The sequence below is a fragment of the Sphingomonas hankookensis genome (assembly GCF_001619955.1).
GTDB classification, from domain to species: domain Bacteria; phylum Pseudomonadota; class Alphaproteobacteria; order Sphingomonadales; family Sphingomonadaceae; genus Sphingomonas; species Sphingomonas hankookensis_A.
Genome location: NZ_LQQO01000003.1, coordinates 125,502 through 139,917, shown reverse-complemented (window position 1 = coordinate 139,917; position 14,416 = coordinate 125,502). Strand labels below are relative to the sequence as shown.

The 14,416-nt window shown below is 67.0% G+C and carries 15 protein-coding genes and 1 tRNA gene; 6 read left to right on the top strand and 10 right to left on the bottom strand.

The window, feature by feature from the left end; translation table 11 throughout:
• The first annotated feature begins 278 nt into the window (after positions 1–278).
• Positions 279–1,619: a glycoside hydrolase 5 family protein gene (locus tag AVT10_RS03965; protein ID WP_066688588.1), complete on the top strand. Its 1,341-nt coding sequence runs from the start codon at positions 279–281 to the stop codon at positions 1,617–1,619.
• Positions 1,620–1,625: 6 nt separating this feature from the next.
• Here AVT10_RS03965 and AVT10_RS03960 read toward each other — a convergent pair whose 3' ends face one another.
• The 3 genes from AVT10_RS03960 to cpdR form a co-directional block, all read right to left on the bottom strand.
• The gene (locus AVT10_RS03960; RefSeq protein WP_066688586.1) at positions 1,626–3,215 is read right to left on the bottom strand and encodes an amidase; all 1,590 of its coding nucleotides are present in this window, start codon (positions 3,213–3,215) and stop codon (positions 1,626–1,628) included.
• Positions 3,216–3,331: 116 nt separating this feature from the next.
• Positions 3,332–3,406, bottom strand: a tRNA-Val gene (locus AVT10_RS03955).
• Between the two features lie 75 nt (positions 3,407–3,481).
• Positions 3,482–3,859 (bottom strand): cell cycle two-component system response regulator CpdR, encoded by a 378-nt coding sequence (gene cpdR, locus AVT10_RS03950; RefSeq protein WP_055761907.1) that lies wholly within the window; start codon positions 3,857–3,859, stop codon positions 3,482–3,484.
• 100 nt (positions 3,860–3,959) lie between these two features.
• On the opposite strand from cpdR, the gene AVT10_RS03945 reads away from it, so the two are divergent.
• A complete protein-coding gene (locus tag AVT10_RS03945; RefSeq protein WP_066688583.1) occupies positions 3,960–4,826 on the top strand; it encodes an N-formylglutamate amidohydrolase in 867 nt (288 codons plus the stop codon).
• 187 nt (positions 4,827–5,013) lie between these two features.
• Here AVT10_RS03945 and AVT10_RS03940 read toward each other — a convergent pair whose 3' ends face one another.
• The 3 genes from AVT10_RS03940 to AVT10_RS03930 all read right to left on the bottom strand — a co-directional run bounded on the left by AVT10_RS03940 (position 5,014) and on the right by AVT10_RS03930 (position 7,856).
• Complete coding sequence (locus AVT10_RS03940) at positions 5,014–5,544, bottom strand: cytochrome b (protein WP_066688582.1); 531 nt, start codon at positions 5,542–5,544, stop codon at positions 5,014–5,016.
• On the bottom strand, positions 5,544–6,329 hold the full coding sequence (locus AVT10_RS03935) for a SapC family protein (protein ID WP_066688581.1): 786 nt from the start codon (positions 6,327–6,329) through the stop codon (positions 5,544–5,546). Before AVT10_RS03935 ends, AVT10_RS03940 begins: the two co-directional genes overlap by 1 nt.
• Before the next feature lie 84 nt (positions 6,330–6,413).
• The gene (locus tag AVT10_RS03930; RefSeq protein ID WP_066688580.1) at positions 6,414–7,856 is read right to left on the bottom strand and encodes an FAD-binding oxidoreductase; all 1,443 of its coding nucleotides are present in this window, start codon (positions 7,854–7,856) and stop codon (positions 6,414–6,416) included.
• A gap of 106 nt (positions 7,857–7,962) precedes the next feature.
• On the opposite strand from AVT10_RS03930, the gene AVT10_RS03925 reads away from it, so the two are divergent.
• The 4 genes from AVT10_RS03925 (at position 7,963) to AVT10_RS03910 (ending at position 11,398) form a co-directional block, all read left to right on the top strand.
• On the top strand, positions 7,963–8,409 hold the full coding sequence (locus AVT10_RS03925) for a hypothetical protein (RefSeq protein WP_126013094.1): 447 nt from the start codon (positions 7,963–7,965) through the stop codon (positions 8,407–8,409).
• Positions 8,410–8,504: 95 nt separating this feature from the next.
• On the top strand, positions 8,505–9,905 hold the full coding sequence (locus tag AVT10_RS03920) for a DEAD/DEAH box helicase (protein WP_066688576.1): 1,401 nt from the start codon (positions 8,505–8,507) through the stop codon (positions 9,903–9,905).
• 5 nt (positions 9,906–9,910) lie between these two features.
• Positions 9,911–10,117, top strand: coding sequence for a DUF1289 domain-containing protein (locus AVT10_RS03915; RefSeq protein ID WP_066688574.1), 207 nt, complete (start codon positions 9,911–9,913; stop codon positions 10,115–10,117).
• Positions 10,118–10,183: 66 nt separating this feature from the next.
• On the top strand, positions 10,184–11,398 hold the full coding sequence (locus tag AVT10_RS03910) for an SDR family oxidoreductase (RefSeq protein WP_066688572.1): 1,215 nt from the start codon (positions 10,184–10,186) through the stop codon (positions 11,396–11,398).
• Between the two features lie 131 nt (positions 11,399–11,529).
• Here the strand turns inward: AVT10_RS03910 and gmk are convergent, their stop codons facing one another.
• The 4 genes from gmk to fumC form a co-directional block, all read right to left on the bottom strand.
• Positions 11,530–12,192: a guanylate kinase gene (gene gmk, locus AVT10_RS03905; RefSeq protein ID WP_066688570.1), complete on the bottom strand. Its 663-nt coding sequence runs from the start codon at positions 12,190–12,192 to the stop codon at positions 11,530–11,532.
• Positions 12,193–12,353: 161 nt separating this feature from the next.
• Positions 12,354–12,560 carry a hypothetical protein gene (locus tag AVT10_RS03900; RefSeq protein WP_066688569.1) on the bottom strand — a complete coding sequence of 69 codons (207 nt, stop codon included), beginning with the start codon at positions 12,558–12,560 and terminating at the stop codon, positions 12,354–12,356.
• Entirely contained in the window at positions 12,557–12,775 is a 219-nt protein-coding gene (locus AVT10_RS03895) for a hypothetical protein (RefSeq protein WP_066688568.1), read from the bottom strand. Before AVT10_RS03895 ends, AVT10_RS03900 begins: the two co-directional genes overlap by 4 nt.
• Positions 12,776–13,020: 245 nt before the next feature.
• Positions 13,021–14,406, bottom strand: a complete 1,386-nt coding sequence (gene fumC, locus AVT10_RS03890) for a class II fumarate hydratase (RefSeq protein ID WP_066688566.1) — start codon at positions 14,404–14,406, stop codon at positions 13,021–13,023.
• Between the last annotated feature and the right edge of the window lie 10 nt (positions 14,407–14,416).

Sequence of the window (14,416 nt, the reverse complement as noted above, 5' to 3'; positions counted from 1 at the left end):
ACACGAAGATTGCGTTCAGCTGCGTGCTGACGGCGGCATGGCATGAGACGGACACGGGCACGGGCAACCTCCTTCACGACAAAGCGGGAAGGTCAGTCTGCCTCAACCGGCGCCAGCCCGCGCCCATGGGATCTTTTTTCATGCGCGCGACCCGGATGGGGCGAATAGCAAAAACAAATATCAATATTGTCGTTGACAGCGGTGACGCGCACCGACCACTCTGCCCGCCAGATCGAACGACGCGCCGGCACGGGATCGGCACGCTGGAAGGGGACCTGATGACGACATTCGCCCGCCGCACATTCCTTGGCACCTCCGCGCTGCTGGCAGGCTGCACCATGGCGCCGCCGGTCGCGACCACGCCTGCCGCGACGAACCGGGCGTTCGTCCGGCGGGACGGTATGCGGCTGATGGTCGGCGACGAACCCTATCGCTTCGTCGGCGCGAACATCTGGTATGCCGCCTATCTGGGGGCCGATGCGCCTTATGGTGACCGCGCGCGGCTGAGACGGGAGCTGGATGCGCTGGCGGCGATGGGCGTCACCAATTTGCGCGTGCTGGCATCGGCCGAGGAAGGGCCGCTCAGGAATTCGATCAAGCCGGGCTTTCGCGGTCCCGGCAAGGATTACAACCAGACGTTGCTCGCGGGCCTCGACTATGCGCTCGCCGAAATGGCGAAGCGCGGCATGCGCGCGGTGCTGTACCTGACCAATTTTTGGGAATGGTCGGGCGGCATGATGACGTACCTGTCCTACGTCAATGGCGGCCAGTATCTGAACATGAACGATCCGGCGCATCCATGGCCGGAATTCGCCAATTACAACGCGCAATTCTATGGCAATGCCCGCGCGACGGAACTGTATCGCGACTGGATCCGCGCCGTCGTCGGCCGGACGAACAGCGTGACCGGCATGCGCTATGCCGACGATCCCGCGATCATGGCGTGGCAGCTGTCGAACGAACCACGACCCTCGGGCGACTTGGCGCATGCCAATCTGCCGCAATTCTACGCCTTGGTCCGCTCCAGCGCGCAGCTGATCAAGTCGATCGATCGCAACCATCTGGTCTCGACCGGCAGCGAGGGGCTGAAGGGCGGGCTGGAGCGCGCCGATATCGTGCTGGCCGAACATGCCATCCCCGAAATCGACTATCTGACGGTACATATATGGCCCAACAACTGGGACTGGGTGAAGCAGACCGACCTCCCCAACACCGCCGTCAGGGGTGAAATGTTGACGGACAAGTATATCGCCGACCACGTCGCGCTGGCCCGCCAACTCGACAAGCCGATGGTGATCGAGGAGTTCGGCTATCCCCGCGACGGCGGCAGCAACGATCCCGCCGCGCCTACGACCTGGAAAGACCGCTTCTACGGCCGCATCTATGCCGCGGCGCTCAAGAGCATGACCGAGGGCGGGCCGATCGTCGGCACCAATTTCTGGGCGTGGAATGGCGAGGCGCGGGCGCAGCACCCCGACTATCGCTTTGCCGAGGGCGACCGGCAATATATGGGCGACCCGCCCCACGAACCGCAGGGCTGGTACGGGATCTTTACGGGCGACACGACGATCCGGCTGGTCGCGGATCAGGCGGCGGCGATCGCGCGGCTACCGCGCTAGGACGGGTCAGCGCCGGGTGCCCTCCAGCCCCGGCGCGACCACCGCCTGTGCAAGATAGCGCGGCGCGACCCGCGCCTTGGCGCGCTGCTCATAGGCGTAGCCTGCCGACAGGACCGCCGCATCGGTGCCGGCGGTGCCGATGAACGACAGTCCGACCGGCAGCCCCTGCATCAGCCCCATCGGCACGGTCAGATGCGGATAGCCGGCGACCGCTGGCAGTTCGGACGCGGACGGACCGCCATATTGGTCGCCATAGACCGGATCGCTGAGCCACGCGGCGGCATAGGTCGGTTCGACCAGCAGGTCGGCGCGCGCGGTCTTGAGCATCGCATCGATCCCCTCGCGCCCCGCCAGCCGGAGCGACGTCGCGCGGGCGGTGCGATAGGCAGGATCGGCCAGTCCCTTGGTCTTCGCCGCCTCCTCGAACAGTTCCTGTCCGAAGAATGGCATTTCGGCCGCGACATGGGCGCGGTTGAAGGCGATGACCTGTTCAAGGGTCCGGGCCGTCACCGTCGCGGGCGTGGTGGCGAGATAGGTGTCGAGATCGGCCTTCAACTCGGTCTTGAGCACCAGCAACTCCGCCTCGCCCAGTCCGTCGAGCTTCGGCGGGGTGACATCGACCAGCGTCGCCCCGGCGGCGCGCAGGACCTTCAGCGCCGCATCGAAGCGTTCGGCGAGCGCCGCCGGCATGCCGGCCGGCCGGATCACGCCAACCCGCTTGCCGTTGAGTGCCTCTGTTGACAGACCGGCGGCATAATCGCGGACGACCGTACGGGCGGTCGCAGCGTCGGTCGGATCGGGTCCAACCATCGCTGACAGCAACAGCGCGACGTCGCGCACCGACCGGCCCATCGGGCCCGGCGTGTCCTGGCTATGGCTGATCGGCACGATTCGGCTGCGGCTGACCAGGCCCAGCGTCGGTTTGAACCCGACCAGCCCGTTGATCGACGACGGACACACGACTGAACCATCGGTTTCGGTCCCGACCGCGACCGCAGCCAAACTGGCGGCAACGGCCGCGCCTGATCCGGAGGACGATCCGCACGCCGTCCGGTCGAGCGCATAGGGATTGCGTACCAGCCCGCCGACCGCGCTCCACCCGCTCATCGACCGGGTCGAGCGGATGTTTGCCCATTCCGACAGGTTCGTCTTGCCGAGGATCACCGCCCCGGCACGGCGGAGATAGGCCACGACCGGCGCATCGCGGCGGGCGACATTGTCTTTCAGCACCAGGCTGCCGGCGGTCGTCGCCATCGGATCGGCGGTTTCGATATTGTCCTTGATCAGGACCGGCACGCCGTGCAGCGGCCCGCGTACCCGCCCGGCGCGACGTTCGTCGTCCAGCGCCTTGGCCTGTGCCAGCGCATCGGGATTGGTCGCGATCACGCTGCGCAGCATCGGCCCCTGCCGGTCCATCGCCGCGATCCGCGCGAGATAGGCCTGGGTGATGGCGACGCTGCTGGTCGCCCCCGACTGCATCCGCCGTTGCAACTGATCGACCGAGACTTCCTCGACCGGATCGGTCTGTGCAGCGACGGGCGCAGCAACCATCGCCAGCGCCGCCACCCTGAAAACTCCGTGCCAGCGCATATCCATCCCCCGTTCGATCCGACCGGGCCAAGCTATCGCAGCGCAGGCCCGGCGCAATGGTCGAAACGGACGCCAGACAGCAAAAACCCCGCCAATCCAATGGACTGACGGGGTTTTCGAAATGGTGGGCGCGGCAAGGATTGAACTTGCGACCCCTGCGATGTCAACACAGTGCTCTACCACTGAGCTACGCGCCCGGCGCTCTCTCTGTTTCCGGAGAGAGCGAAACCGGAGTGGCGCTGTTAGCGGCGCCGATTCTCCCTGACAAGCCCTTAATTGCTCGTTGGGATTCTTTCTCCCTCGAACAGCCGATCGACCTCCGCCACCAGCTCGCGAAGGTGGAACGGCTTGGACAGGATGCGTGCGTGCGGCACCTGTCGCCCGGCCTTGAGTGTCACCGCCGCAAAGCCGGTGATGAACATGACGCGCAGGTCCGGCACCATTTCCCCGGCGCGTTGCGCCAGTTCGATGCCGTCCATCTCGGGCATGACGATGTCGGTCAGCAGCAGGTCGAACGATTCGGTCTGCAACAACGGGATCGCCGCCGTGCCCCGGTCCACCGCGCTGACGAAATAGCCGGCACGTTCCAGCGCGCGCGTCAGATATTCGCGCATCACCTGATCGTCCTCGGCCAGCAAGATTCTGAACATCCGACTCCCTTCGATGCCAGCCCTATTCCTAGGCGAAGGTGGTTAAGATTTTCCAGCCGGACGCTCGACAAGCGCGACGGAGCGTGATCCTTTGCGACCGATGGAAGCTTCCCCCACCCCGCCCTCGTTCGACCGGTACGGACCCGACGAACCGGTATCGCCGGTGGTGGTGTCGGTGCCCCATGCCGGGCGGCAATATCCAGCGGCAATGCAGGCGCTGCTGACCGTGCCGGTCGCGCGACTGACTGCGTTGGAGGACCGGCATGTCGATGCCGTGGCGATGCAGGCGGTTGAACGGGAGGTGCTGTTCGTCGCCCGGCGCGCGCGTGGCTGGATCGACCTCAACCGCTCTCCGCTGCGCGACCGCGATCCGCAGGTCGATGCCGGTGCCGATCCGCGCGGCTTTGCGGCGCAGGCATCGGACAAGGTGCGCAGCGGCATCGGGCTCATCCCCCGCCGGGCGGGCGGGGCCGACAATATGTGGCGGCGCAAGCTGAGCGATGCGGAGGTTACGGCGCGGATCGCCCAGGACCACGCCCCTTATCATGCCGCGCTCGACGGCGCGCTGGCCTCTGCCCGGGCCCGGTTCGGCGTCGCACTGCTGCTCGATCTCCATTCGATGCCACCGCTGCCCGGCGTCGTGCCGGCGCAGGTGGTGCTGGGCAATCGCCACGGGCACAGCTGCGCTTCGCTGTTCACCGACACGGCAGCAGCGATCGTGCACGAAACCGAGCTGCGGGTGGCGATCAACTACCCCTATGCCGGCGGCCATATCCTCGCCAGCCATGCGCGCCCGCGTGCCGGTATCCATGCACTTCAGCTGGAAATCGACCGCAGCCTGTATCTCGACGAGGAGTTCGATCAGCCCGGCAACGGTGTCGCAACCACGGTGGCATGGGTCCGCGCCATGATCGATGCGCTGGCCGAGGTGGCGCTGTCCACCACCCACCGCATCGCGGCAGAGTAGCACAAGAAAAAAGCCACCCCGCGCGGTTGCACGGAGTGGCCAAGGTTCAGGGAGGAGGCGCGTGAAACGCGCCGCACGGCCCAACGAAAGGGGGGAACATCGGACCGTGTATCTGCAACTTAGGAAGGCGGTCGCAGGGGTTCAAGACCCATTTTGCGATTGACCGTGACTTTATCGCCACGGCACGTCAGCGCGCCGCGCGTGGCCCCGGCAGCATCCGCGACAGCACGCCGTCGCGCAACAGGAAATGATGCCGCAGCGCGGCGGCGACGTGCAACGCGACCAGTCCGAGCATCGCGAATCCGAGCAGCTCGTGCGCTTCATGCCCCAGATGGGCGAGCGACGGCGGGATCGGCAGATAGGGGATCGGGAACAGCGCGAACCAGTCGAGCGGATAACGCTTCTCGCCCGACACCATCGCCCAGCCGCTCAGCGGCAGGACGATCAGCAGAATATAGAAAAGCAGGTGCGTCGCATGGGCGGCCATCCGCTCCCATCCCGGCGTTCCCGACGGCAGCGGCGGTGGCCGATGGCCCAGACGCCAGCCGATCCGGCCGAGCGTCAGGACCAGCACGGTGATGCCGATCGCCTTGTGCGCCGGCATCGATCCGCCGATCAGGCCGATCCAGAGGTTGACCAGCACCAGCGCCGCGATCGTCCAGTGGAACAGGATCGCGATGCCGGAATAGCGCCCTCCCTGGATCGGCCGGACCGTCATCAGAAGGTTGGGACCGCGACCGGCTGCGGCTGCACCTTGCCCTGCTGCATCTGGCGCGCGAAAATGTCGCGCATCAGCGACAGCGAGAACAGATGGGCGAAGATCAGCGGCAACATGCCCGACTGCTGCATTTTGCGCAGCTGATCGCCGCGCAGTTCGTTCAGCTTTTCCTCGGACACCATCTGGAAGCCGCGGTACACGAAGGGCTGGTCGTTGCCTTCCTGCTGGATAGCGACTTCGCCGTCCATCAGCAGGCCCAGTTCCTTGATCTCCTTCATGAACATGCCGGTGCGCTGCCCGGCCTGTTCGAACTGTTCGTTAAAGGCGAGGATCTGCTTGGTCACTTCGCTCGGCTGGTCGCCGTCGAACAGCGGCTCGCCATCCTCGAACGGGCCGATGACGTCCGACGTCGGGTCGAAGCACAGCGACAGGTCCTCCGAGTCGGGACGCAGCCGGGCGAGCAGATACGGATAACGGCGGATATAGGCCGGGATATAGGTGTCGAGGTCGCGCAGGCGGCCGTCATCGTCGAGGAAGGTGTTGACGCCTTCGTTCAGGCCCATCAGCGCCAGCGGCACGGGGTCGTCACCGACCGAGAACACGATCGGCATCCGGCGCTGCACCAGCGGGAATTCCTCGACCGTGACGGGGATCGCGTGCTGCCCGACCAGGAACGGCGCGGTTTCGCTCGCGCGGACCTTCCAGTTGGCATGCGTCTGGCTCGAAAGCGGTTCGAGCTGGTTGTAGAACAGCGGAAGCGATTGATTCTGCGGCGCGCTGGCCATTTCAGGGTCTCCAGATACTCTATAGTCGGCCCGGCGATACCATGCCGGGCGGCCGCCCCCCCGGGCGAGCCTCGACCCCCACGTCTATGGATTGGCGCTGCGGGGTGCAAGCGATACGAGCTTGCCGGGATTGAACAGGTTCAGCGGGTCCAGGCCGCTCTTGATCCCGCGCAACGCCGCCAGCCGGGCGGGCGGGCCGAGTCGCTCCAGTTCGCCACGCTTCATCTGGCCGATGCCGTGTTCGGCCGAGATCGATCCCCCCGCCGCCGTCACCGCATCATGGACGAAGCGGGTGATGACCGGCGCATCCTCGGCATACCAGCGCGCCGGGTCCGCCCCGACCGGCGCGCGGACGTGGAAATGGACATTGCCGTCGCCGAGATGGCCGAAGGCGGTGGCGTGAGTCCTGGGGAAGCGCGCTTCGGCCGCCGCCGCCGCCTCGACCATGAAGCGCGGCATCGTGTCGACCGGCACCGAAATATCATGCTGTACCGCCGGGCCGGTCGACTTTTCCGCCGCCGACAGCGAATCGCGCAGCGTCCAGAAGGCTTCGGCCTGCGCCTCACTGCTCGCCAGCACCGCATCGGCGACAAGTCCCGCCTCGACGCCATCGGCCAGTAATTCCTCCAGCAGCGGCGCCGGCGGCAATTCGCCGGGGGCGGCGACCGCCTCGATCAGCAACTGCCATGGATACTGGCCGGACAGCGGCGCGCGGGCGCCCGGCAGATGGGCGACTGCCAGCGCCAGCGTGTCGGCGGGGATGATCTCGAAGCTCTCGATCCGGTCGGTCGCCGCCTGCATCCGCCGCAACAGGTCCAGCCCGGCCTGCGGGTCGGCGATACCGGCCCACGCCACCGCCCGCTCGGCGATCGCGGGCACCAGCCTGAGCGTCGCGGCGGTGACGATCCCCAGCGTCCCCTCCGCCCCGACCAGCAATTGCGTCAGGTCGTAGCCGCGATTGTCCTTGGGCAGCGCGGCGAGGCCGCCATGGACCGTCCCGTCGGGCAGCACCGCCTCGATCCCCAGCACCAGCCGGCGCATATTACCCCAGCGCAGCACCTGCGTACCGCCGGCATTGGTCGACACCAATCCGCCGATGGTGGCGCTGCCCCGCGCGCCCAGAGTCAGCGGGAAACGCTGCCCCGCCGCTGCCGCCGCCTCGTGCAGATGTTGCAGGATGACGCCGGCCTCGGCCACGGCCTGCCCATCGGACACCTGGCGAATTCGGTTCAGTCGGCGCAGCGACAGCAACACCGCCGATCCATCGGCCGGCGGGGTCGCGCCACCGACCATCGAGGTGTTGCCGCCCTGCGGCACCAGCGCGACACCGTGCCGCCCGGCCAGCGCGACCACGCCTGCAACCTCGGCGGCATCCGCCGGCTCGAACAGCGCCGCGCTGATCCCGTGATAACGCCCGCGCCAGTCGGTCAACCACGGCGCGATCCGATCGGCATCGGTGGTCACGATCCGGTCGCCGAACGCAGCCCGCGCATCGGCGACCATGGCGGCTATGGCGTCGGTCGTCATCCGAAGGGGTTAGCATCCCGATCCCCCTTGCCGCCAGTTCATCTGCGGTTAAATTCCGGCATAGGATGATATCCTCGTGACCGCACTGCCGCTTTCCGCAGCGACCATGATGTTGCTCCTGCTCGCCCTGCCCGGCGCGGCACAGCGTCGTCCTGCCGAGGCGCCGCCGACGACGACCGTTCGGACCGAGGTGCGGGTACAGCGCGTGATCCTGCGCGTGCCGCGTGCGCCCTTCGCCCCCGTGTCCTACAGCGCGCCCCGCGCGCTTCCGCCCATCCAATGGGTCGAGAAGCGCACCGACCGCTGCGTACCGCTGCAGAATCTGGCGGCGGTGACGATCAGCCGCACCGACAGCGTCGACCTGCTGCTCAGCAGCGGCGGCCGCCTGCGCGCGCGGTTGGCCGACGATTGCCCTTCGCTCGATTTCGTGTCGGGCCTCTATATCAAGCCGAGCGGCGACGGGCGGATGTGCGCGTCGCGCGACGTCATCCGGTCGCGTTCGGGTGGCCAGTGCCGCATCGCCGCGTTCCGGGCGCTGGTCCCGGCGCGCTGACCCACGGAAAACTTGACTTTTCCGGTGTTTTTCGCAAGGGCCGGTCGGATTTATCGGAGCGCGGTCGTGTTGCGTTCCCCAGCCATGGAATCGCAATGACCTTTGCCGATCTCGGCCTGTCCGACGAACTGCTGCGTTCCGTCAACGATTCGGGCTATACCGAACCGACCCCGATCCAGGCGGCGGCGATCCCGTCGGTCCTGATGATGCGCGATCTGGTCGCCATTGCCCAGACCGGCACCGGCAAGACCGCGTCGTTCGTGCTGCCGATGATCGACATCCTGGCGCAGGGGCGCAGCCGGGCGCGGATGCCGCGTTCGCTGATCCTCGAACCGACGCGCGAACTGGCCGCGCAGGTCGCCGAGAATTTCGAGAAGTATGGCGCTAACCACAAGCTTTCGATGGCGCTGCTGATCGGCGGCGTGTCGATGGGCGACCAGCTGGCCGCGCTGGAAAAGGGCGTCGACGTGCTGATCGCGACGCCGGGCCGGCTGATGGACCTGTTTACGCGCGGCAAAATCCTGCTGACCGGCTGTTCGATGCTGGTCATCGACGAAGCCGACCGGATGCTCGACATGGGGTTCATCCCCGATATCGAGGAAATCTGCACCAAGCTGCCCAAACAGCGCCAGACGCTGCTGTTTTCGGCCACCATGCCGCCGCCGATCAAGAAGCTGGCCGACAAGTTCCTCGACAATCCCAAGACGATCGAGGTAGCCCGTCCCGCCACCACCAACACCAACATCACCCAGCATGTCGTGCCGGTCGCGCCCGCGAAGAAGCGCGACGTGCTGCGCAAGCTGCTGGCGCAGGAAGACGTTCGCACCGCGATCATCTTCTGCAACCGCAAGACGACGGTGCGCGAACTGAACAAGAGCCTGCAGCGCGCCCGGTTCCGCTCGGCCGAAATCCATGGCGACATGGACCAGTCGGCGCGCATCGCCGAACTGGAACGCTTCAAGCAGGGCGACGTGTCGATCCTCGTCGCGTCGGACGTCGCCGCGCGCGGTCTGGACGTGAAGGGCGTCAGCCACGTCTTCAACTTCGACGCGCCGTGGCACCCGGACGATTATGTCCACCGCATCGGCCGCACCGGTCGTGGCGGCGCGACCGGGGTCGCCTACACGTTGGTCGCGCCGGACGATGCCGAGAATATCGCCAATATCGAAAAGCTGACCGGGCAGAAGATTCCGGTGCTCGACATGGGCAGCGCGCCCACCGAAGACGCGCCCGAGCCGGAGGTGGTCGAGGAAGCACCGCGCCGTGGCCGTCGTCGCCCCGCCGCCGAAGCCGAAGCAGTGCCTGCCCGCAGCCCCCGCCCGGAGCGCGACGAACGGCCGGCCCGCGAGGAGCGCCGCCCCCGCCGCGAGCGCGAAGAACGCTACGACGAACGCCGCGGCGAGCGCCCCGCCCGCTATGTCCAACAGGACGCGGTCGAGGACGGCGCATGGAACGGCCCCTTCCCCGCCTTCCTGAACGTCCGCATCCCCGGCTGATCGCCGTGGACGACGATCCGTTCGAAACGGTCGCGGTACAGGCGATCGAAAGCCCGTGCGTGCTGGTCTGTTCGATCGATGCCGCCACTGGCTGGTGCCTCGGCTGCGGGCGCACCCGTGACGAGATCGCGCGCTGGACCGCGATCGATTCCGACGCGCGCCGCGCGGTGATGGCGGTGCTGCCGCAGCGGATGGCCGTTCTGGAGCAATAGCTTAGGCGGACCCTGGGCGCAGCCCATGCGTTGAGCGCGCGATCTGTAAGCCCTGGGAGTATCGTCATGGCCGTCACGCTCAAGCCGCTATCCGAACAGACCATCGTCATTACCGGCGCCTCGTCCGGCATCGGTCTCGCCACCGCCCGCCGCGCCGCACGCGAGGGCGCCCGCGTCCTGTTGGTCGCCCGCAACGAGGACGCATTGCGCGAGGCGGTCGAGGGGATCCGCCTGCGTGGCGGCAAGGCCGACCACCTCGCCATCGACGTTACCGCTGCCGATGCGCCCGAACGGATCGGGGCGAAGGCGCGCGAAGCGTTCGGCGGGTTCGACACCTGGGTCAACGATGCCGCCGTCGCGCTCTATGCCCGGCTGGAGGAAACCAGCGTCGACGAACAGCGCCGGGTGTTCGATGTCGGCTATTTCGCGATGGTCGCCGCGTCGCTCTATGCCGCGCGCGAACTGACCGCGCGCGGGGGTGGTGCGATCGTCAATATCGGATCGATCCTGTCGGACCGTTCGGTTCCGGTGCAGGGCGCGTACAGCGCGATGAAGCATGCGGTGCAGGGCTTTACCGAAGCCTTCCGCATGGAGATCGAGGCCGATGGCAAGCCGGTATCGGTGACCTTGGTCAAACCGGCGGCGATCGACACCCCCTATCCCGAACATGCCCGCAACCGCATGGATCAGCCCGCGCGCGTACCGCCCGTCGTCTATGATCCCGAACTGGTGGCCAAGGCGATCTGCTTTGCCGCCGCGCATCAGAAGCGCGACCTGACCGTCGGCGGGACCGGCATGGCGATGACCAAGATGAGCAACCTGCTGCCGCGCAGCGCCGACCGGTTCATGGAGAAATTCTTCAAGGAAGAGGCGCAGACCACCGACACCCCCGCCACGCCGGGTGCCAAGGACAATCTGTACGAGCCGCGCGCCGATGGCCGCGCCCGGTCGAATCAGGACCATTATGTCCGCAAGCAGAGCCTGGCGCTCGAAGCGCAGATGCGGCCGTGGACGACCGCAGCGCTGCTCGGCGGGATCGGCGTAGCGGCGGGCATGCTGCTGTCGCTGCGCGGATCGACGCCGCGTCGGCGGAATGACGAACCGAAGCTGCTCCCCCCGCCCCGCGCGCATCAGGCGGACGGCACCGATGCCAGCGCGTCCTATGCCGCCGGGATTGCCGATGAAGGGACGGTTCCCGGCAGCGAGCCGGTATTCTCGGAACGCCCGGCAGGTTCGCCGGTCGCCCCGAACGCGGCGGAGATAAAGGTGGCGCAGCCGTAAGGGCGCACCCGCGCTCTGATCGTCACCCCGGGCTTGCCCCGGGGTCCCGCTTCTTGTGCTGCCGTTGGAAGGAAGCGGGACCCCGGATCAAGTCCGGGGTGACGTCCTTCTATCGAACGGTCAGCACGCCATCACTCGCCCGGGCCGCGCATCAGCTTGCGGATGAAGCCGATCACGCCGGTCTGGCGCGACCGGCGCAGGCGTTCGGCGGCGAGGATCGTCTGCACCTTGCGGAAGCAATCCTCGACATCGTCGTTGACCAGCACATAGTCATAGCCGTCCCAATGGCTGACCTCGGCCGCGGCGCGGGCCATGCGGCCCTCGATTACGTCCGCGCTGTCGGTGTTGCGCGACACGAGCCGCTGGCGCAGTTCGGCCATCGACGGCGGCAGGATGAAGACGCGCACCACATCGCCGCCAGCGATCTGGAACAATTGCTGCGCACCCTGCCAGTCGATATCGAACAGCACGTCCTTGCCGGCGCTCAGCATCGCTTCGACCGGCGCGCGCGGCGTGCCGTAGCGGTTGTCGAACACATGCGCCCATTCGAGGAATTCATGGTCGGCGACCATGCGGCGGAATTCCTCGAGATCGACGAAATGATATTCCTTGCCATCGGTCTCGCCCGGCCGGGGGGCGCGGGTGGTCGCCGACACCGACATGACGAGATCGTCCTCGGCGGCCAGCAGCTTGCGCGCAATGGTCGACTTACCCGCGCCGGAGGGCGAGGACAGGACGAACAACACGCCGCGGCGCTTAAAACCGTGGAGGTCGGGGTCGGGCAGATGGCTCATGGACCGGCCTATTCGCGCGTACAGGCGGACGGCGTCAAGGGGCGACGGTACAAAGCCATCGCCCCTCGATCGGGTTCACACAGATGTGAAGGTCTGTCCGGCCGGTCGCGGGCGGCCCCGTCCGGCACCGGTCCGCCCGAGCCAGGCGGACCGGGTACGCGTCAGTAGCCGCGTCGCATCTTGTCCAGCTTGCGCCGGTCATAGGCCTTCTTGGCCACATAGCTGCCGCCCAGGATCATGCCGAGCGGCCCCATGCGGCGCATCGCGCTGCCCGCCAGCCAGCCCATCGCAGCACCCTTCGCACCACCACGTCCATCGCGGCGATCCATCTCACGCCCGACGAGCGCGCCGATAATCCGTCCGATCATGCTGCATCCTCCGTTTCGAAGAGTTGTTCCTTCAGTTCGGCGGCACCGCGCAATACGGCCCAGCCGACCGCATAGGTTATCGCCATGGGCACGACGACTTTCAGTACATTGGCGACAATGGCACCCTTGATCGCACCATCGACGCTCGAATCATCGTCGCCGCTCATCTTGTCGATGGCCGCTCCGACCAATGCGCCTATCGTCGTCGCACCCATATTTTCCTCACCGAAGTTATACGGTTACAGCGCAGGAAGCGCCCGGATGTTCCCTGTCGGCGCACCATCGGCGCCACGCCCTCACCCCATCGCCGACGCCAAAGTTCACTAAGTTCACACTCACCGCGTTTTCGCAGCCTCGCGCGCCACGGTCGTCAAACAATGGCAAACCAACTCGGCACGACACGCCCCAGCAGGCAGCATGGCATTCGTCCGCCGTGTAGGAAAGCGGCCGGCGATAGCGGCTATCCGACCATCGTCTCCGGCCGGACCAGCCGGTCGAACGTCGCCTCGTCGACCAGTCCCAGCGCCAGTCCCGCCTCGCGCAGCGTCAGCCCTTCGCCATGGGCGTGTTTGGCGATCTTGGCGGCATTGTCATAGCCGATCTCGGGCGCCAGCGCGGTGACCAGCATCAGCGAGCGTTCGACCAGTTCGCCGATCCGCGCGCGGTTCGGTTCGATCCCGTCGACGCAGCGTGTCGCAAAGCTCGTCATGCCGATCGCCAGCAGGTCGATGGACCGCAGGACCGCCGCGCCGATCAGCGGCTTGAACACGTTCAGCTCCAGATGCCCCTGCATCCCCCCGACCGTCACCGACAGGTGATTGCCCATCACCTGCGCGGCGACCATCGTCAGCATCTCGCACTGGGTCGGGTTGACCTTGCCCGGCATGATCGAGCTGCCCGGTTCGTTGGCGGGCAGGTCGATCTCGCCCAGCCCGGAGCGTGGACCGGACCCGAGCAGGCGGATGTCGTTGGCGATCTTGGTCAGCGCCACCGCCAGCGTGTTGAGCGTGCCCGACAGTTGCACGAGCGGGTCGTTCGACGCGAGAGCCTCGAACTTGTTGGGCGCGGTGACGAAGGCATGGCCGGTGATCGCCGCGATTTCCGCCGCAACCGCCTCGGCGAACCCCGGCGCGGCGTTAAGGCCGGTGCCGACCGCCGTGCCGCCCTGCGCCAGGCGCAACAGATCGCCTTCCGCCGATCGCAACCGGCGATAGGCGTCGCGCAACTGCGCGACATAGCCCGAAAACTCCTGACCCAGCGTCAGCGGCGTTGCGTCCTGCAAATGGGTGCGGCCGATCTTGACGATATCTGCCCAGTCCCGTGCCTTGGCCTCCAGCGATCCTGCGAGACGATCGAGCGCCGGGAGCAGGTCGCGGTTGAGCGCCACCACCGCCGCGACATGCAGCGCGGTGGGGAAGCTGTCGTTCGACGACTGGCCCTTGTTGACGTGATCGTTCGGATGGACCGGCGATTTGCCGCCGCGCTTGCCCGTCAGCGCTTCGTTGGCGCGGCCGGCAATGACTTCGTTGGCGTTCATGTTCGACTGGGTGCCGCTGCCGGTCTGCCAGATGACCAGCGGGAACTGGTCGTCCAGCTTGCCGGCGATCACTTCGCCCGCCGCCGCCTCGATCGCGTCGGCGAGTGTGGCGTCGAGGCCGTGGGCACGGTTCACCCGCGCTGCCGCCTGCTTCACGATGGCGAGCGCATGGACGATGCCGATCGGCATCCGCTCGGACGGCGGGAACGGGAAATTCTCGATCGATCGTTCGGTCTGCGCGCCCCAGTAAGCGGCGGCGGGAACCTCGATCGCGCCGATCGAGTCGGTTTCGGTACGGGTATCGGTCATGCCGACAAAA